Raw genomic sequence first — 19,768 nt, forward strand, 5'->3', positions numbered from 1 at the left:
CTTTGTGTTATTCGTTATTGGTTTGTTGATTTAGATTAAGTAGTTAAACCGATCGTTACAATTTTATAGCCTTCGACGTGAACGGTGTTTTCGACATGCTCGGAGCTATGATCCTCCATTATATTGCTTACATAAGGATGTGAAGCCGTATTCGGATGAATGGCAAGACTGGTCTCTGCTTCGGACAAATTGTACCAACGTGCCATACAGTCTCCGCGCTCCTCATTAACTTTAAGACTGGAGAAGGCAAGCTGCTTGCCTTTCCATTGCAAAAAATCATTTGAAGGCGTGAGCTCTCCATCATGCAAGCTGGTGCCGACAGTCGTAAACGGGATCGGGAAGCGATAGGCTTGGCGGTAAGCGTCGAAGCGATCCTTCGTACCGCTGTATGGAATAATCATCCATTCGGCTTCATTCGTGCCTAGACACTGTGCTTCTGGCGTGTGGAATACCCCCCAGTCGCCGAGCTCGCCTACTGAGCGTAATAGAGTAACTGCTATTGAGTTTCTTCCGTCAAGCAGCACTTCGTACTCGTTTAAGCCTTTGCCTGCGACAGTTAAGCCTCTGTGCTCGGCATGCACGTCGATGAAAGCCTGCATATGCTGACAATTGCTCGGGTTTTTCCATTCATTCGAAGGTGTGTTTTGGCGCTCGGCAACCTCGAAGATGGAGTCGGCAAAGTGGGTTGCTGCAGCAACATCAGTAGGCAGCAATACGCGCAGTCTATGATCTGTGGACTGGTTTTCAATACGTGCATGGACGTGTACGCCTTTACCCTCGCGCTCAAGGCTGACCCGTGTCACAATGACCAGCGGAGCAAGGGACTCTGCTCTGCCAGCTTTTCGCTGCCGGAACTCAAGCATCGTATTTATTTCTTCGGCGAGCAAGTCATCTGCGCTAGCTGGAATCATCAGCCGGTGTACAATTTCAAAGGCTGCGCGGTAAGAGGTATTTTCAACAATCCGAATCTCTGGCCTGCTGCCTTTCGTTGAAATCGGCAAGTCACCCTCGGGCTGTTTGAAAATATATTCATTGCCAATATCGCCGACGTTCTCATAGTGACCGAGATCAGTGAATAGCTGGCCGCTGTTCTTATCAAATAGGACCATGCTTCCATCCTCTTGCAGCGTCAATTTGAGATGACGGTTTTCCATTGTCAGATCACCGGACATTAAGGAATTTTCGTTATGGCTTGACTGATTGTCATTTTCTTGGCTTGGAATCCAGGCGAAGGTGCTGTAGCCCATAGAAGGCAAGGCTCCGGTCTCGAAGGTAAGGCGCAAAGCACGCGCCATATAAGGCTGACGGAACTTATCCTTAGGGAGCTCATAGCCGAAGCGTACGCCTAAGTCCTGAACGGTGCAGTCGATGCGAACTCCATTTGCACTCAGCAGATAGCCGCTCGCATGAGTCCGCTTTGCTACGATCTCAGTTATTTCTACAGGGTCCTCGCTTTGATTGAAGAAGCGATGCGACCATTCAATATCGGTTGTGATTACCGATGAGCCTTCATAGCCGCTCGTATTAAAGACGACGAAAGGCGCTGCTGATTCACTGAATGCTGCGAAGCCGCTAGTTTTGATTTTAGAGCTAATGAAAGCTGTACTATCGGCTATTAAAGCTTTGCCCACTTCCATACTTTTTGCGAAGCGAGATTGCATCTCATGGTAAACCTCATCGACGCTGCAGCCGCAGATGCTGTCATGCGGATGATTTTGCATTAATGTTTTCCATGCATATTGCAGGAGACCATGCGGATATGGCTTGCCAAGCTGATGTGCGATCGCAGCAATTGGCTCGGCAACCTTCTCCAGCAGCGTCTGATTTTGTTGGTTCAGCTGTTTAATATAGACGCGGGCGGAAGCCGTATTGACTAGCGAGTACCAGCCATCTGTTTGCTGACCGCGAAGCTCTCCTACCGTTAAGCTGAGCTTGGCGGACTGTTCAGCTTGAACTGCCTTAACGTAGTCATCAAAGTTCGAGTGAACAAAGCTGTAGTCTGGAAAGAGCTCCCGAGCTACACGAAGGGCCTCAGATAAATTCGTCTGAATCGGCTGATGATCACAGCCGTTCATAAGGAGCAGCTGTGAGGTGGAGGCATATTGTTCAGCGCGTGCAAGGCGGTGCTCCCAGTAAGACTTGGCGCTCTCGGGATCTACGGGAACCTCCATACCGTTGTTGTACCAATTGGCGAATAGGATGCCTAAAACGCGGGAGCCGTCAGGTGACTCCCAAATGAGCTCAGAGTAAGGGGATTCAAGGCTGGACGAGTCCTCAACACGATTGTTGAAGCCCGTTGCCTTCACGCCTCTTCCGAATACAGCGGTGTCGATGCCAGCTTGTCTAAGAAGCTGAGCAGCTTGCCCCATATTGCCAAATGAATCTGGGAAGTAACCTAGCTTCGAGATGGGGCCGAACTTTTTTGCATCCCGGTGACCGATCTGCAAATTTCTAACGTTCGCTTCGCTGCTTGTAAGAAATTCATCCTGCAAAATATACCAAGGTCCGAGAGAAAGCTTGCCTTCATCGCAAAGCTTTTGGATTTGATCGCGCTTCTCCGGGTAGACCTGCAAATAATCGTCTAAAATAATCGTTTGTCCATCGAGATAAAAGCTGCGGAAATCAGGATCGGCCTCGAACGTATCGAGCAGCGTGTCCATCGTCTCTATCAGCTTCACATGATGGGCTTCGTAAGGCATATACCACTCTCTATCCCAATGGGTGTGAGAGATGACATGCACCACCCTTTTCGATGTTGTCATCGTTGTCCCTCTTTTCAATGATAAGGTTTAAGTATTACGAAACAAGTGTAATGAATCGGCAAAAACGACACAATGAGGGAAAGACAAACTTTAAGGGGAATTATTATCGCATTGAGGAAAAATTTCAAAAAACGTGAGGAGCTGACGGGATTTGCTGAAAATGCTTGTTGCAAGTTTGACAGAAAGAAGTATAGAATCGAGAAAAGATTGCGTTTTCAAGAAAGCTGCATGAGGGAAGGGAAGATTCAACCAGATGAATAAAGTATCTTTTCGATTGGCTTCATCCTTCCGGAATCGGATGATTCTCATTTTTTTTATGATTATAATTGTTCCTTTTTTGATATTTGCCTATTATTCCCATATTAAAACGATAGAGGGCATCACAGTTACTAATACAAAAATGTCCATGAGCTACCTGCTGCAGGCGAGAAAAAACTTCGAAATTTATTTAAATAAATTAAATGATGAAATCAATTCAGTTATTGGCAACAAAGCGCTTCAGGATTTGCTTGAGAAAGAGCCGATAGATCCTGTGGAAGAGGCAGCTTTTACCGTTAATTTGCTGACTGTTATATATCAGGCTGCACCAGCTATCGATGCCTTCCGAGTGAAGGTTTATCCGATTAAGCCTACACTGTATCCGTCATATATGAGAACGATTGACGAGTCGGTACGCATTGGCGACGAGTACTGGTTCCAGCGTTCCAAAGCAACGGTCAGCCCAACGTGGTATTTGACTATGCCGCAGCCGGGAAAATACGGAAAGCCGCTTCTCTCGTATGTCAAACGCTTCTCGGGGCTTTATGATCAGAAGCTGCGCGGCATCATTGCTACTGATTTGTCAGAGGATTTTTTGAAAAGATATTTTTCGCCCTCTGATCAGCTTAAGGAACAAAAGCTGCTGCTTGTTAACGAGAAGGGCATTGTGCATTACGATTCATCTGTGAATGAGTGGACAGGCAAGGAATTTCCTTCATCCAGCTTTATTTCTTATATGGATAGCGGCGATGAAGGCTCCAAGTCGATTATGATTGATGGAGTAACTTATTTAGCTACTTATCTTAAGATGATCAATTATCCATGGACAATTGTTAGTTTAACTCCTCTTAGCGAGCTTACGGGCACTATTGATGAGATTAATCGGATGCTTGTTATTTTTCTAATCGTTTATCTAGTATGCTGCATAAGCGTCGTCTTTTATATTACAGTTAATTACACGCAGCCTATCGCACATTTGGTGCGCTTGATGAGAAGAATAGAAGTTGAAAACCTGCATTATTTGCTGCCGTGGTCATCCAGAAAGGATGAGGTTGGCTGGTTGTATAGAGGCGTCAGCAGCATGGTACAGCGCATTGAAGGTCTCATACAGGAAGCGGGACGCTCGGAACGCAACAAGAAAGCACTTGAGTTTCAAGTGCTAAGCCACCAGATTAACCCGCATTTTCTATATAATACGTTGGAATCGATTAGATGGAAGGCGGAAAACCATGGTCGCAGCGATATAAGCGAGATGGTGTCCGCGCTTGGCAATCTGCTTAGGCTGAGTTTGAACCAAGGAAAGGAAATTACAACGCTGCGTCGCGAGCTCGAGCAAGTCAAAGCGTATGTATTAATTGAACAAGCCAGAATGGGTCAGCCCGTTCGTATTTTGTATTCCTGCGATGAAGAGGTGCTCGATTTGCCGTTTATCCGGCTTTTGCTGCAGCCGCTTGTGGAAAACGCCATTCAGCACAGCGTGCGCAGCGACTTCGATAAAGGCAAGATTATGATTACTGCAAAGAAAGAGACGGACGATATCGTTATTGTGCTTGCAGATAATGGAAAGGGCATACCTGAAGCAGTATTGAAGCAGCTGGAGCAGGAGGAAGAGCCTAGCGAGACGTTTTCCTACACCCGCAGAGGTGTAGGACTGCGAAATGTGAACGATCGGCTCAAGCTCTATTTTGGCGAGGGCTATAAGCTGGATATCGACACAAGTGCTGAACGAGGGACAAAGATTACGATAAGGCATCCTATTTTGAAGGAAGGCCAGCAGTTGGATTCGAATGGTGATGGGTGAAGCGCAGGTATCAAGGGAGGCGTTATCTTGAAGAGCAAATGTACGAACATATTTGTTATAAGTATGCTTCTGATGTGTATTCCCGCCCTTAACGCTTGCTCGTTTAATAAGTGGGGCGACAGGAACGGAGAAAAGAGAGAACGCTTTGCGAATGAGGAGCAGATTTCTAATCAACGACCGGTATCGCTTAAGCTGCTGACCTGGAGAGATGATACCTATCAGGAATTGTATGACAAATTCAATAAGAAGTATCCATGGATTACGATTGAGCCCATTCTTATTAAAGAGGGTGGAGATGATGCTATATTCGCTAAAATATTGGAGCTGGAGGCTGCAGGAACACCAGCAGATCTGACATGGGTCGCTGGTGATCTTCTGCGTTACGAGAAGAATGGGCTGCTGGAAAATTTGAAGCCTTATATGGATGCAGATGCTTCTTTCCAAGAGAAGGTGCTGCCGGATGGCTTCTTTGACACGATGGCCTTCAATGGCCGCAGACTTGCTGTACCCTTTGTTGATGTTCCGATGTGGATTGTTGTCAATAAGGATTTGCTAGCCAAGCATGAGTTGGAGATGCCTCAGAATGATTGGAGCTTCGACGATTTTCGTGCTATTGCCAAGCAGGCAACGGACCCTGCAGCAGGAGAGTATGGCCTGACAACGAGCGGAGAATTTGTTATGCGCCTGCTTCCATTGAAGGCTGCTTCTGACGGGCATGTGTCAAATCTGGCTTACTTAAATGATAGTTTGACACAAAGCATGCTCAGCTCGGCAGAAGTGATGGAGGATGTGCGCTGGCTATCCGAATTCGTCTCCGTGGATGGCTCCATGCTTTCTTGGGTACAATCGGCCGAGGGAGGCGATGTAGTAAAACAATTCCTCAATGGTAAAACCGCCTTCGAGGTCGGTGGAGACTGGCTGCTCCCTAAGCTGCAGGAAGAAGCAACGTTCGAATGGGACATTCTTCCGTTTCCTAGAGGCGAGACTAATCAATATTCTTTTCATATCTATGGACCGCTTGCCTTGTTAAGCGGCTCCAAGCATAAAGAGGAAGCCTACAAATGGATCAGCTTTCAGTTTGAGATGGAAGCGCAGAAATGGAAAATTGAGAAGGGGGCCAGCGCGTCGGTCATTGACCCTGAGTTGTCGGCTTATATAGATCAGGTTCAGCTATGGGAAGGAAAAAATATAGAAGCGGTAAAAATGACAAAGGACAATGTGCTCGTGCTGCCGGGAGCAACGATACCAGCCTTCTCAGAATATAATTGGTTTAATGTCGTTAATGATATTGTTTTTCAAGGAGCTGACATTAATCGAATCATTCCGGAGACGGAAGCATGGAACAAAAAAACGTTGGAATTGCGCAAGCAATGGAAGCGTAAAATGAAATAGTAGGAAAGCCGTCCGGCAATGGGACGGCTTTTTTTTGATAGGCGAGTGGCCGATTTGCAAATGGAGGATAATACGAAACAACAAAGTATAAGAATGGCTCATAGTAAGCCCGGTGGTACTCTATTAGAATAAAAGTATCACATTTGGGAAAGGGAAATCGATATGAAATCAAATGGAGTCATTCGGGAGTTACTTAGAAATCGCACTTTACTGCTCATGTTCCTGCCCGTGGCGACGCTCCTATTTCTCTTTAACTACCTGCCGCTAGCAGGACTTGTCATCGCTTTTAAAGACTTTGACTTTGCTAAAGGAATTTTCGGAAGCGATTGGATGGATCCGCTGCTGGATAACTTTGAGTATTTATTCTCCTCGTCGACAGCCTTCCGGGCGATGAGAAACACGATACTGTTAAATGCGTTATTTATTGTGGTAGGGCTATTATTTGAAGTAGGCTTTGCATTGCTGCTCAATGAGATTAGAAACAAATATTTCAAACGGGTGACGCAATCGCTGACCTTCCTGCCATTTTTTATTTCATGGATTGTCGTAGGGGTTTTCGCTTACAATCTCATGAATTTCGAGAGCGGCGCTATTAATCGAGTTTTGGAAACGATAGGTCTCCAACCGATTGATTTTTACAGTGAAGCTGGGTTGTGGCCATTTATCCTCACGATTGCGATTCGGTGGAAAGTAACCGGTTATGGGACCATTATTTATTTGGCGGCATTAACGTCAATTGATAATTCGTATTATGAGGCAGCTTCTATAGACGGAGCTACGAGATGGCAGCAAATACGCTACATCAGCCTACCGATGCTCCAGCCAACGATTATTATCCTCACCTTGCTGGCAGTAGGGCGAATCATGAATGCGGATTTCGGCATGTTTTATGCAATGGTTGGCGATGCCTCTCTCTTGTTTCCTACAACAGACGTTATTGATACCTTTGTTTATCGCAGCTTGCGCAAGTCGGGAGATATCGGCATGGCATCTGCAGCGGGCTTCATGCAGTCGATTGTTGCATTCATTCTTATTATCGGAAGCAATTATGCGGCACGCAAAATAGACAGGGACTCAGCTATTTTCTAAACGTCATTTCACATCAAGGAGGAGCAGCATTATGGTTGCCAAAAAATTCTCAATTTCGCAGTTTATTATTATTATAGGGATATCCTTGTTCAGCCTAGCCTGCTTGTTTCCGTTCATTATGGTTATATCGGGCTCGCTTAGTACGGAGAAGGACATCATGGATTATGGGTATACGTTGTGGCCAAAGAGCATCACCTTCGATTCCTATCGTATTCTGTTTCTTGGCTCTAGCCGTATATTTGACGCTTATGGCGTTAGCATCTTGGTAACAGTAGTAGGAACGATTCTTTCTTTATTCGTAACGAGCATGGGCGCATACGTTATGGCGAGAAGATCGTTTAAGTATAGGAACATACTATCTATTTATGTCATCATCACGATGCTGTTCAATGGCGGTTTAGTGCCTTGGTATATCATTTGCGTGAGATACTTGGATTTGAAGGACACGTTGTGGGCACTTATTTTGCCGATGCTCGCCAATGCGTTCAACATGTTTCTCATTCGAAATTTCATGCTCTCTATTCCCGAGGATATGAATGAATCGGCTAAAATAGACGGTGCTGGCGACTTTAAAATCTTTTATCGCCTGATTGTACCGCTCTCTGTACCCGTACTAGCTACTGTAGGCTTGTTCGTAGCACTAAGCTACTGGAACGATTGGTTCTTGGGGCTAATGTTCGTTGACAAGCAGGAGCTGCAGCCGCTGCAATTGCTGCTGCGAACACTGATATCGAATGTTGAATTTCTGAAGAGCTCCAGCAATGCGTCTGCCATGCAGCGCATATCAGCACAAATTCCTTCCGAATCGATAAAGATGGCACTGACGGTCGTTACAATAGGCCCGATCATATTTTTGTATCCATTCGTTCAGCGGTTTTTCGTTAAAGGCTTAATGGTTGGCGCAGTAAAGGGATGACTATCTCGGCTTCGGCCGTGTAGTATATAAATCACATAATTAGGGGAGAGGTTCACATGCAAAAAAGAAAGGCAAAATTGCCGTTATTGATCGCTGTCATTATGCTCTTCGGCGTTATTCTAGCTGCTTGCAGCTCAAACAACGGAAACACGCCAAGCAATGGCAAAGCAACCAATGCACCTTCCGGTGGATCAGGAGAAAAGCTGGAGGACGAGGTTACACTTAAGTTTTATTTTGGCGGAGACAAAAAAGCGGCTACGGATGAAGTATGGTCTAAGGTTAGCGAATATGTAAAAGCAAAAGGACTTAACGTAAAATTTGATATCAACTTTATACCGTTCGGCGATTTCAAAGAAAAAATGCTCGTAATGGCCGCTTCTGGCGATAGCTGGGACATGAACTTCGACGGCGACTGGCTATCCTACAAGCAGATGGCTGCCAAAGGCTCTTATATGGCACTAAATGATTTGCTGCCGGAATATGCGCCTAATCTTTACAAGAAATATGAAGAGCAAGGCACGCTAGCTGCTGCAACAATAAACGGCAACATCGTGGGCCTTCCTTGGACGATGAAAATGAATGAGCGTAAATTTACTGGCTGGCGCTCCGACCTAGTTGAAAAAGCGGGTCTTGATATTCCAGCTGGCTCAATCAAAACGATTGAGGACGTTGATCGCTTGCTTCGGGAGCTGAAAAAAGCGTTTCCAAACGAACGAATTTCCCGGACACCACCCGTTTCCCTCATTATGATTCGTGATGAATGGGTAGATCTTAACTTCCATGGCCTTGGTTTCTATTTGGCTGATGATAAAATTACGGTGCAAGCGGTTGAGCAGCAGCCTTTCTATCTGGAAGCTGCCAAGCTGGCAAAGGTTTGGTATGACGATAATCTGATTAACAGAGATGCGATGATTGATAAATCAGATGAAGCAGCGGAGTGGAGAAACGGCAAAAAGCTGTTTACTGTAACTTCTCATGAGTGGGTAAGCGCAGATCCTGGTTTCTCTGATCCTCAGTTCAAGATGGAATCGGCGGAGCTTTATCCAGACAAAAGATTTATTAACCGTACCGCGCTTGCCAACGTTGTAGCTATTAACCGCAATTCGAAAAACCCTGAACGTGTCCTTCGCTTGCTGGATATGATCGAAACAGACAAAACGTTATATGATCTTGTTCAATATGGTATCGAAGGCAAAACATATGTACTGAACGGTGAAACGGCTGAATATCCAGAAGGCATGGAAACGACGACGAGCAATTACATGGAGTGGGGCGGCCAATGGGCATTCTGGAAGCCGCAATTCATGCGTCCGACGATGACTTACGGACCTGATTTCTGGGTGCAGGAAGCTGAATTTGCCAGCAAGCCTAATAACGTAAACTCTCCAATTGATGGCTTGTTTATCGCAGAAGATAATATGAAAAATGAAATCGCAAAACGTGATACTGCAAACGATGAGTTGAACAGACCAATTGAATTCGGCGTCGTGAAAGACGTTGAGAAAGCTGTAGCAGATTATATCGAAGTACAGAAGAAAAACGGTCTCGATGTTATCATTTCTGAAACACAAAGACAAATCGATGAATTCCTTGCTACGCAAAAATAATACAAGATGAATCATTGCGCTTGTAGAAGCGAAGCTGCTTCAAAGAGACAAAAGTCTATAAAAAGGCGTTCCCCTAGCGGGATCGCCTTTTTGACTTATATAATAGAGGGTATATACCGCAAAGGAGGAGAGATACTAATGAGAGAAATAAAGCATATTATTTTTGATTTTGATGGAACGCTAGCGGATACATGGCCGGTGATGTACCTTGCATGTGCAGCTGTATTTCAGAAGCATGATAATCGCAAGGTGTCGATAGAGGATCTCTATGCGATGGCAGGACCGACAGAGCCCCAAATTATTGAGCAGCATTTGGTCAATCGCGAAAGTGTTGAAATAGCTGTAAACGAGTTTTTGTTCGATTACGAGCAGCATCATGAGGAGCTCGTTGAACGAAATGCTGCAATTGCTGACCTGCTGGGCTCGCTGCGGCAAGCAGGCGTTGGAATGGCTTTGTTTACGGGGAAATCAAGGCGGACACTGGATATTTCACTGAACAAGCTGGGCTGGGAAATTAGCTTCGATAAAATCGTAACCGGCGACGATGTGAAGAAGCGCAAGCCATCGGCAGAAGGCATAGATCAGATTTTGAACGAGCTGGGCTGGCCGCGTGAGCATACGATCTATGTTGGTGACAGCAATGATGATATGCAGGCAGGGGACGAAGCGGGCTTACGCACCTTTGCAGCACAGTGGATGGCTGTGGTGCAGGATAAGCATTATCAAATTGAGCCGGAGCAAATGTTTAGTGATGTGGACGAATTCAAGAAATTTGTTTGGGGTCAGTTAGCTGAAAGGTAATTAGCCTAGCTGTCTCAATTACGCAACCAATAGAGTAAGGCTTGGCATCTTGAAGGGATTGTTTCCAGCAGCGGAGTTACGCGGCCGGAAGCAGTCCCTTCTTTTTTCTGCATAAGCTGTCCTTGCCATAGCGAGCTGCTGCACGAGTTAAAGCCTCTGAAGGGGAAAGAGGCTAATTCTAGGATAGAAAAGCTAAGGATGGCTCATATAGAATAGCCCGAATTAAGATTACACTATTCGTGATACAACTTAAGGGATGGTGAGAGCATGGCAAAAATTACTGGTATCAAATGTATACGCACACGTAAAAACGGGACATGGACGATCGTAAAGGTACTAACAGACCAAGATGGTCTGTATGGACTCGGCTCCGCTTCAGATATTTATAATCCTGAGGCCGTTGTTCAAGTGATCGAGCAATTACTGGCGCCGCTGCTGATTGGCAAGGATGCTGCGAATATAGAAGATCTCTGGCAGACGATGTATATGAGCGGCTATTGGAGAAATGGGGCTATTTTGCATACGGCAATCGGCGGGATCGACATGGCTTTATGGGACATCAAGGGCAAGGAGGCAGGCTTGCCTATCTATCAGCTGCTTGGCGGAGCTAGCCGTGCGGCCGTGCCTTGTTATGGACATGCTGGCGGGGCGGATATTGGTGAGCTGAAGGAGGATGTGCAGCGGTTTATAGAGGAGGGCTATACCGTCATTCGTGTACAAATGGGGGGCTACGGCGGAGGCGGCTTCATTAATAGCGACAAAGCCAACCTCCCTGAGCAGGCGTGGACGAAGGGGCCTGTGTTCGACGAGCATGCGTATTTGAACGCTATTCCGGATATGTTCGAGAAGCTGCGGGTAGCCTTTGGCATGGGCATACAGTTCACGCATGATGTGCATGAGCATCTCTCGCCCATCCATGCGATCCAGCTTGCAAAGCGCGTCGAGCCTTATGGGCTGTTTTTCTTGGAGGATGCGCTTGCGCCGGAGCAGATTGGCTGGTATCGCCAGCTGCGCCAGCAAAGCGCTACGCCGCAAGCCGTTGGTGAGCTGTTCGTTAATCCGCAGGAGTGGACAGAGCTTGTTAAGGAGCGGCTGATTGATTTCATTCGTGTTCGCGTTTCCAAGGCAGGCGGAATAAGTGCATGCCGCAAAATAGCGGCGCTTTGCGAAGCCTTTGGGGTGCGCACCGCATGGCAGGAGGGCGGGGAAAATGATCCCGTAAACCAGGCGGCGGCGGTCCATTTGGATATGGCGATATGGAATTTTGGCATACAAGAGGTGAATCACTTCCGTCCGGAGGAGCTTGATGCCTTTGAAGGGCATATCGTTCGAAAGGGCGGCTATCTGTATCCCTCTAATAAGCCGGGCCTAGGCATCGAGCTTGATGAACTGAAAGCACAGCTGTTGGTTGGAGAAAATTGGAATCGATCCGCTTATCACAATCCTTATCACCTTGATCGCAAGGCTGACGGGACATTAGTACGCCCATAATGACATTCAAATGGAGGTATTTCTTAAGATGAAGACGATCGCAGTAACAGGCGGCAGCGGCAAGCTGGGAACTAAGCTCATTCAAACGCTGCAGCAGCAGGGCTATGAGGTCATATCGCTGGATAACCAGCGGTCCGCTCAGCTCCGATGCAGACAAGTAATGGTAGACCTGAAGGATTTCGGGCAGGTCGTGTCCGCGCTGCACGGTGCTGATGCCATTATTCATTTGGCGGCAATTCCTGCACCGCTTGTCCATACTTACCCTTATATTTTCACGAATAATACGGTAGCTGGCTATCATATTTTGGAGGCTGCCTCGATTTTGGGCATTCGCAAGGTGGTCATGGGCTCAAGTGAGTCCTCCTATGGTTTTGCATGGGCGCCTACGCGCTTCTCGCCTGATTATTTGCCGCTCGATGAGGAACACCCGCAGCAGCCGCAGGAATGTTATGGCTTATCTAAGGTGGTCAATGAGTTAACCGCAGCGATGTTTGATCGTAGAAACGGGATGCAGGTTATTTCACTTCGTTTCTCTATGATTACGAATCCCGAGGACTATAAGCATTTGGCGATCAGTAAACCGGAAGCATTCAAGCATATTTTGTGGAGCTATGTTGATATTCGCGATGCGGTCAGCGCGTGCATTGCCTCACTTCATGTGGAGGACCGAGGGGCGATTTGTCTTAACATAACGAGCAGCGATACGCTGAGCGATTGGGAGTCGAAACGGCTGTTGGATCATTTCTATCCAGATGTCGTCGACGTGCGTACGGAATTGCATGGCCGAACTGCGGTGGTTAGCAATCAATTGGCTAAGGATGTACTTGGCTGGAGCCCGCAATATTCATGGGCTGACAATGAAGCGTCTACCTCTTAAGTGAATTGAAAATAGCCTAACAATCAGTTTTATTTCTATTAAAGCAGCATGATTCGGAATGATAAGACTGGGAAATATATAAGTTGAACTAAAAAAAGTTATAGCAAAGCGAGAAGATCGTTCTGAAGAAACGAACTGTTCGCCTTTGCAGCCCATATTCTTACCTTTGACTGTCTTAGGAAATCAAAGAATCTGGCTGTACTCGCGACCCTTCAGAATGATCTGCTCACGCAGCGCCCAAAACGTAAATCTCTCGTTCAACTTATTTCGTTGGGTTGCTTTAGCTTTCTTTCTCCGGTTCTTAGAATGGGTGTGCTAGCTCGATGGGTTCAGCGCTATAGGAAGAGGCTACGTTGCAGTTTGTACAATGTAATCGACGTTACTCGCCTAACTAGGGCACGTACACTGTAGTTTGTGCAATAGAATGTCTATTCTAGGGCGATATTCGCTGGTTTGGAGCTAATTCTACTGCAATAATACAATGTAGCCGTCTGAAACAGCTCTCATGTGAGGTTTTCATTGTACTTAGTGCAGTGTAGGCGTCTCTCCCTAATCTAGCGGAGACTTTAGTAAGCGCTTACTATTCTATTCGTTAGATTGACAATTTTAAGAAATTATAGGCTAACATTTGACTGTAAAAGAAAATATTGACTCATATTTGATGCTGCTTGTATGCGTTAACATTAATTTATATAAGTTGAACTTAAAAATGAAGTTTAAGCGAAGCGAGAAGATCATTCTGGCTGCAACCGCGAGCGTAAGAATGATCTAGTCGCACAGCGTCCAAAACGCAAGTTTCTAGTTCTACTTATTTCATTAGAAAAAGTCAAAATGTGATGAGAGGTGAGCAAGGGTGGGAAGCATTACGTTTAGCCATGTATACAAGCATTATAAAGGGGAGTCGCGTCCGGCGGTCAACGATTTCCACCTTTCCATTGAGGAGGGGGAATTCCTGGTACTCGTAGGTCCTTCCGGCTGCGGCAAATCAACAACGCTGAGAATGCTGGCTGGGCTGGAGGATATTACCGAAGGGGACCTGTACATCGATGAAAAGTTCGTGAATTACGTCTCGCCGAAGGATCGGGATATTGCGATGGTGTTTCAGAATTATGCGTTGTACCCGAATTTATCGGTCTATGAAAATATCGCATTAGGTCTGAAGCTCCGCAAAACAGCAAAGCATGATATTGCGCTCAGAGTAAACCGAGTGGCTAAAATACTCGAAATTTCGCATCTTTTGGAACGCAAGCCGAGCCAGCTGTCGGGCGGTCAGAAGCAGCGCGTTGCGCTTGGTAGAGCCATAGCGAGAGAGCCGCAAGTATTCCTTATGGATGAGCCGCTTTCGAATCTTGACGCGAAGCTGCGCGCTCAGACGAGAGCGGAGATTATCAAGCTGCAAAGCGACTTGAAGCGGACGATGGTATACGTTACGCATGATCAGGTAGAAGCCATGACGATGGGGACGAGGATTGTTGTTATGAAGGACGGTGTCATCCAGCAGGTTGCGCCGCCGCGTCAGCTATACGATGAGCCTGCTAATCTTTTTGTCGCCGGATTCATTGGTTCGCCTCAGATGAATTTTCTCGAAGGCAGCTTGGTCTTAGAGGATGGGAAGTATTATTTCTCTAATAAACGAATGAAGCTGCTGGTTCCTGAACGTCATTATCGCGACTTTGCCATAAAGGAAGGGTCGCTGCGCAATTGTATACTCGGTGTGCGTCCTGAGCATGTCTGGCTGAAGCAAGGCGAAGTAAATGAGGTGGAGGATGATTTCATTTCCTGTGTTGTTGATATGACTGAGGTAACAGGAGCTGACTCTTACGTCTACGTAAAGCTAGGCGAGAAAACAGTTATCGGCAGAACGGACCCCGAGAAGTTCTATCACAAAGAAGAGAAGCTGCTTATCGGCTTCAACATGAACAAGGTGCATTTTTTTGACGAGCAAACGGGTGTATCCTTGGCAGCTGGAGGAGTGGAAGGATGAGAAGGATGAAGATGCTGGGCATCGGACTTCGTCTCCTATTGGCTGTGGCGCTGGTGCTCGGAGGCATCCGCTGGATTACAGCTAGCGAACCGATCCTATATGCGACTTCTGTGACAACAAAGCAGCTGCTCTCCTTCGAGAGCAAGGCTGGAGAGCTGCCTTACGCAAAGCTAATGCTTCAATACCCAGAAGCTTATTTGCGAGATGAGAGTTTGCAAGTGATTACGATCTCACCTCCAGCTTATAGCGCTGCCGATGAGGAAGCTGCTTTAAAGCAGGCTAACGAGCAAGGCGATGAGCTATTGTACTGGGAAAATGAGCTGGGCTGGGTGGAATGGACGTTCGATGCGCCCAAGGGAGGCTGGTATGAGCTTCATTTTGATTATAAGGCTCTTGAAGGAGGCAATGCTTCCGTTATTCGCGGCGTACAGCTAGACGGAGCCTATCCGTTTGTTGAATCCGAGCGAATTGAGCTGGAACGACTGTGGAAGGACTCTAAGTTCCCCTACGATCGCAACGAAATTGGACAGCAGATTAGGCCGGCACAAATGGAGCTTGAAGAATGGATTGCCAAAGCAGCTGGCAGTTTCTCAGCATCATCAGAGCCGCTGCTTTACCGCTTGGAGGAGGGCAGGCATACCCTTCGGCTCGTCGGGGTAAGAGAAACTGTCGCTCTAAGGGAAATAGCCTTTAAGCCGAGAGAAGAGGTTCCGGATTACGAAAATTATAAGCGCTTACATCCGCCTGTTGATTCGCAGCCTGATTGGTACAGTGTAATCGAAGCCGAGCAGTTTAAGCAAAAATCAAGCCTTGCGATCCAGACTGACTTCTGGTCAGAGCCTCATATTTCACCTGATCCGAAGGGGAGAATTACTTACAACGTACTGGGAGGGCAGCGCTGGAGACTGCCAGGTGAATGGGTGGAATGGGAGCTGAATGTGCCGGCTAACGGCTGGTATGAAATCGACTTAAAAACATTCCAAAATTATCGGAATGGCTTTGAAGCTTACCGTACGATTTCGATTGACGGCAAGACGCCGTTCCAAGAGCTGCTTCATTATGGAATTCCGACAGAGAAGGAATTCCAGCTTGAAGCACTCGCGAATGATGAGGGCGAGTCCTTCCTCTTTTATTTGGAGAAGGGAGCACATACGCTGCGCATGACCTCGGATTCTTCGATGGCTCAGCCCGTCTATCTGGCATTGAAGGAATCGCTTGATCAGCTCGCTGCTTTCGACCGCCATATCAGGCTGCTGACGGGCAACTACAGCAAATCAGGCTTTGATGCCAATATTGATTCGACGCGGACATGGGATATGGTAAAGCTTGAGCCGGATGTGGAGCAGAAGATGGCAGGCTTCATTACTGATTTAACGAATATACGCAATTACATCAATGGACTTAACAAGAAGGATTCCGATTTGTCGGAAGCGATTAAGAGCTCCGTAGCCATATTGGAGAAGCTGCTGGAGGACGTCAACGAAATTCCGAATAAAATCAACGATTTTTCCACGATTCAGAACAATATCGGAACATGGATGGCGACGCTGACACAGCAGCAGCTGCTCTTGGATTATATCGTTGTACGAACGCCGGAGGCCGAACCGAATTTGAAGGTGGCAAGCACGCTGTCGAGAATTCCCTACTCTATTACGGATTTCGGCAGAACCTTCTATATGGACTATGACACTCGCAAGCATAATCGCAAGGAAGCATTAACGATCTGGGTGCAGCGAGGCCGCGACTACGTGGAGCTGCTGCGCGAGATGGTGGATCAGGATTTTACGCCAAGAACGGGAATTGAAGTCAATATCAATATTATGACAAATCCGAATATGCTCATTCTCGGAAATGCAGCGGGTGACGTACCGGACATTGCACTTGGAGTAGGAGAGTCTACACCAGCTGATTTTGCGATGAGGGATGCTGTCGAGGAGCTGTCTGGCTTCCCTGGTTTTGAAGAAGTATTTGATCGGTTTATTCCCGGGGTCCGCAGATCTTTAAGCTATGATGGCGGCTTCTACGGCTTGCCGGAGGTACAAAATTTCCAAATGCTCTTCTATCGAACGGATATTTTGGAATCCTTGAATCTAAAGGCTCCAGACACATGGGAAGATGTATTCGATATTTTGCCAACCCTTCAAGAGAACGGCATGACCATGAACTATCCAAAGAGTGATTTCGCCACGCTTTTTTTCCAAAACGGAGCAGAGGCTTATTCGCCTGATGGCTTGAAAGGCACACTTTCGAGTGATGCTGGACAGCTCGCTTTCAATCGCTGGACCGAGCTCTACCGAAAATATAATCTTCCGATCGATGTACCTGCGTTTTTTCAGCATTTCCGCGATGGTGATATTCCAATTGGTGTAGCGGATTTCAATACGTATGTGCAGCTTCTTGTTGCCGCACCGGAAATAACGGGACATTGGAAAATTGCGCCCTTGCCGGGCATTCAGAAGGAGAACGGCGAGGTGGAGCGGTGGTCGGCGCAGGGTATTTCGGCTGCGATGATTATGAAGAAAAGCGAGCGGAAGGATGACGCTTGGACGTTTCTGGAGTGGTGGACCTCTGAGGCGGTGCAGTCGCAATATGCGGAGGATATCGAATCCTTCTATGGCATCGAGTTTAGGTGGAATACAGCAAATGTAGAAGCGATGAAGTCGCTCACATGGCCAAGCGATGACTTGAAGGCGCTTCAGGAGCAAGCGCGCTGGGCGAAAAATATGCCGTATGTGCCTGGTTATTATTTTCTCAACAGAGAAATGGAGTTTGCGTGGAACCGTACAGTGCTTGAGGCGATTCCAGCGCAGGAATCACTCGAGCAAGCGCAGCTCTCCTTGCAGCGGGAGATGAATAGAAGACAGAAAAACTTTGGCATTAAAGCGGATGATGATCTTCAGGTTCCGCAAATTATAAGACCTTACGAATGGGAGGAACCGCAGAGATGAATACGCAGCTTTCTCCCAATATAGCTAAAGTGAAGGCAAAGTCACAGCTTCGCTTGAAATGGAATCAGTTTTGGCGGGAAATTAGACGCGATAGCTTCTTGTATCTGTTTCTTGCTCCGTTCCTCATTTGCTTCCTATTGTTTATCGTCATCCCGGTCATTATGGCAGCGACGCTTGGTTTTACATCCTATGATGGCTTTGGTTCATTGCATTTCATAGGGATAGACAACTATATCAGCTTATTTACACAGGATATTATCTTTCTAACCAAGGCCATTCCGAACACTTTTTTATTCGCGCTTATCGTTGGGCCAGGCGGTTATATTCTTTCTTTTCTATTCGCATGGCTGATTCATCAGCTGCCGCTGCGAATTCGCGATTATTACACACTGGCGTTCTACGCGCCGTCGATGGCTGGCGGCGTGGCGTTGTCGGTCGTCTGGATTGCAACGTTCAGCGGTGATCGCGTCGGGTATTTCAACAACTTCCTGCTGGAAATGGGTTGGATCAACAGTCCAGTCATTTGGCTGCAGGACCCTAAGCACTTGCTCAATATTATGATCATTGTTTCCCTTTGGGTCAGCTTTAGCGTCGGCTTTCTTGCCATGCTGGCGGGGCTGCAGACGGTTAACCGAGAGCTTTACGAGGCGGGGCGAATTGATGGGATTTCGAGCCGGCTTCAAGAGGTTTTCTATATTACGGTTCCGTCTATGAAGCCGCAAATGCTGTTCAGCGCAGTCATGTCCATCGTCGGGACGCTGAAGGCGGGGGGCATTTCGACCCAACTGACAGGAATGCCCATCACCCCTTCCTATTCGGGGCATTTGATTATCAATCATATTGATGACTACGCTTTTATTCGTTTCGAGCTCGGTTACGCTTCCGCTGTTTCGGTTATGCTGCTGCTCATTAGCTACTTTGCGATGAGATTTGCTTACCGGCTGTTCGGATCAAAGGAGGAGCTGTAAAGCCATGATTCGAAAACTTCGTCAAGCAACGCCGTTTCAAATTACGCTGGTTACCGTTTTTTCAGCGCTTGCCGTATTCATGTCGCTGCCGATCGTATTTATTTTGAACCATGCATTCAAGCCGCAAAATGAGCTCTTTCTTTTCCCGCCGAGGTTTCTTGTGCAAAATCCGACGCTGCGTAATTTTGAGTCGCTTATGCTGCATGCTTCAAATGCTACAGTGCCATTCACGCGTTATCTGTTCAACAGCTTGATTGTAGCGGGATTTACTTTAGGCGCTGTCATCATCGTCAGCACAATGGCGGGCTACGCGCTCGCGAAATATCAATTTCACTTCAAGCAGCTTATTTTGGGGATGATTACTTTATCCTTGATGTTTGCGCCGGAGACAGTGGGCATACCAAGATATTTGATCATAAGCGGACTTGGGATCAATAATACGTACTTTGGACATATTTTGCCGGCTTTAGCATCTCCAATAGCTGTATTCATGCTGATCGGCTTTATTTCACAAATTCCAAACGATCTAATTGAAGCGGCAAAAATAGACGGGGCGAGCCATGTTGGGATATTTACGAAAATCGTCCTTCCGCTGTCGGTTCCGGCTATTGCAACCATTTCTATCTTCACCTTTCAGGGTGTATGGGGTGACGTAGAGACGTCGACTTTATTCATGCAAGAGGAAACGATGAGGACGCTGGCCTTCTATGTCAACAGCTTATTAAGCGGACTTCAAAACAGCGTATCGGGTCAAAATGTAGCTGCCGCCGCGGGCTTGCTCATGTTCATACCAAACCTGATTATCTTTTTGCTCTTCCAGCGAAGAGTGCTTGAGACGATGGTTCATTCCGGAATCAAGTAATTCCAACCAGCA

The 19,768-nt window shown here is 46.8% G+C and carries 13 protein-coding genes; 12 read left to right on the forward strand and 1 reads right to left on the reverse strand.

Translation table 11 applies throughout. The features are described from left to right. Positions 1–35: 35 nt before the first annotated feature. A complete protein-coding gene (locus tag MHI37_RS09750) occupies positions 36–2,762 on the reverse strand; it encodes an alpha-mannosidase (protein ID WP_076337785.1) in 2,727 nt (908 codons plus the stop codon). A gap of 253 nt (positions 2,763–3,015) precedes the next feature. On the opposite strand from MHI37_RS09750, the gene MHI37_RS09755 reads away from it, so the two are divergent. The 12 genes from MHI37_RS09755 (at position 3,016) to MHI37_RS09810 (ending at position 19,756) form a co-directional block, all read left to right on the forward strand. Further along, positions 3,016–4,821, forward strand: a complete 1,806-nt coding sequence (locus MHI37_RS09755; RefSeq protein WP_076337784.1) for a sensor histidine kinase — start codon at positions 3,016–3,018, stop codon at positions 4,819–4,821. Positions 4,822–4,848: 27 nt separating this feature from the next. Next, on the forward strand, positions 4,849–6,213 hold the full coding sequence (locus MHI37_RS09760; protein ID WP_076337783.1) for an extracellular solute-binding protein: 1,365 nt from the start codon (positions 4,849–4,851) through the stop codon (positions 6,211–6,213). Between the two features lie 162 nt (positions 6,214–6,375). Continuing rightward, positions 6,376–7,302 carry an ABC transporter permease subunit gene (locus MHI37_RS09765; protein ID WP_076337782.1) on the forward strand — a complete coding sequence of 309 codons (927 nt, stop codon included), beginning with the start codon at positions 6,376–6,378 and terminating at the stop codon, positions 7,300–7,302. Positions 7,303–7,333: 31 nt separating this feature from the next. Next, positions 7,334–8,218, forward strand: a complete 885-nt coding sequence (locus tag MHI37_RS09770; protein WP_076337781.1) for a carbohydrate ABC transporter permease — start codon at positions 7,334–7,336, stop codon at positions 8,216–8,218. Between the two features lie 56 nt (positions 8,219–8,274). After that, complete coding sequence (locus MHI37_RS09775; RefSeq protein WP_076337780.1) at positions 8,275–9,825, forward strand: extracellular solute-binding protein; 1,551 nt, start codon at positions 8,275–8,277, stop codon at positions 9,823–9,825. Between the two features lie 138 nt (positions 9,826–9,963). After that, complete coding sequence (locus MHI37_RS09780) at positions 9,964–10,626, forward strand: HAD family hydrolase (RefSeq protein WP_076337779.1); 663 nt, start codon at positions 9,964–9,966, stop codon at positions 10,624–10,626. 267 nt (positions 10,627–10,893) lie between these two features. Next, positions 10,894–12,117: an enolase C-terminal domain-like protein gene (locus MHI37_RS09785; RefSeq protein ID WP_076337778.1), complete on the forward strand. Its 1,224-nt coding sequence runs from the start codon at positions 10,894–10,896 to the stop codon at positions 12,115–12,117. Positions 12,118–12,145: 28 nt separating this feature from the next. After that, on the forward strand, positions 12,146–12,994 hold the full coding sequence (locus MHI37_RS09790) for an NAD(P)-dependent oxidoreductase (RefSeq protein WP_076337777.1): 849 nt from the start codon (positions 12,146–12,148) through the stop codon (positions 12,992–12,994). Between the two features lie 853 nt (positions 12,995–13,847). Further along, positions 13,848–14,978, forward strand: coding sequence for a sn-glycerol-3-phosphate ABC transporter ATP-binding protein UgpC (gene ugpC, locus MHI37_RS09795; RefSeq protein ID WP_076337776.1), 1,131 nt, complete (start codon positions 13,848–13,850; stop codon positions 14,976–14,978). After that, the gene (locus MHI37_RS09800; RefSeq protein ID WP_076337775.1) at positions 14,975–17,926 is read left to right on the forward strand and encodes an extracellular solute-binding protein; all 2,952 of its coding nucleotides are present in this window, start codon (positions 14,975–14,977) and stop codon (positions 17,924–17,926) included. The genes ugpC and MHI37_RS09800 overlap by 4 nt, the downstream gene beginning before the upstream one ends. Continuing rightward, the gene (locus MHI37_RS09805) at positions 17,923–18,894 is read left to right on the forward strand and encodes a sugar ABC transporter permease (RefSeq protein WP_076337774.1); all 972 of its coding nucleotides are present in this window, start codon (positions 17,923–17,925) and stop codon (positions 18,892–18,894) included. Before MHI37_RS09800 ends, MHI37_RS09805 begins: the two co-directional genes overlap by 4 nt. Positions 18,895–18,898: 4 nt before the next feature. Continuing rightward, positions 18,899–19,756: a carbohydrate ABC transporter permease gene (locus tag MHI37_RS09810; protein ID WP_076337773.1), complete on the forward strand. Its 858-nt coding sequence runs from the start codon at positions 18,899–18,901 to the stop codon at positions 19,754–19,756. Positions 19,757–19,768: the final 12 nt, after the last annotated feature.

The organism is Paenibacillus sp. FSL H8-0548 (genome assembly GCF_038630985.1).
In the GTDB taxonomy this organism is placed as follows: domain Bacteria; phylum Bacillota; class Bacilli; order Paenibacillales; family Paenibacillaceae; genus Pristimantibacillus.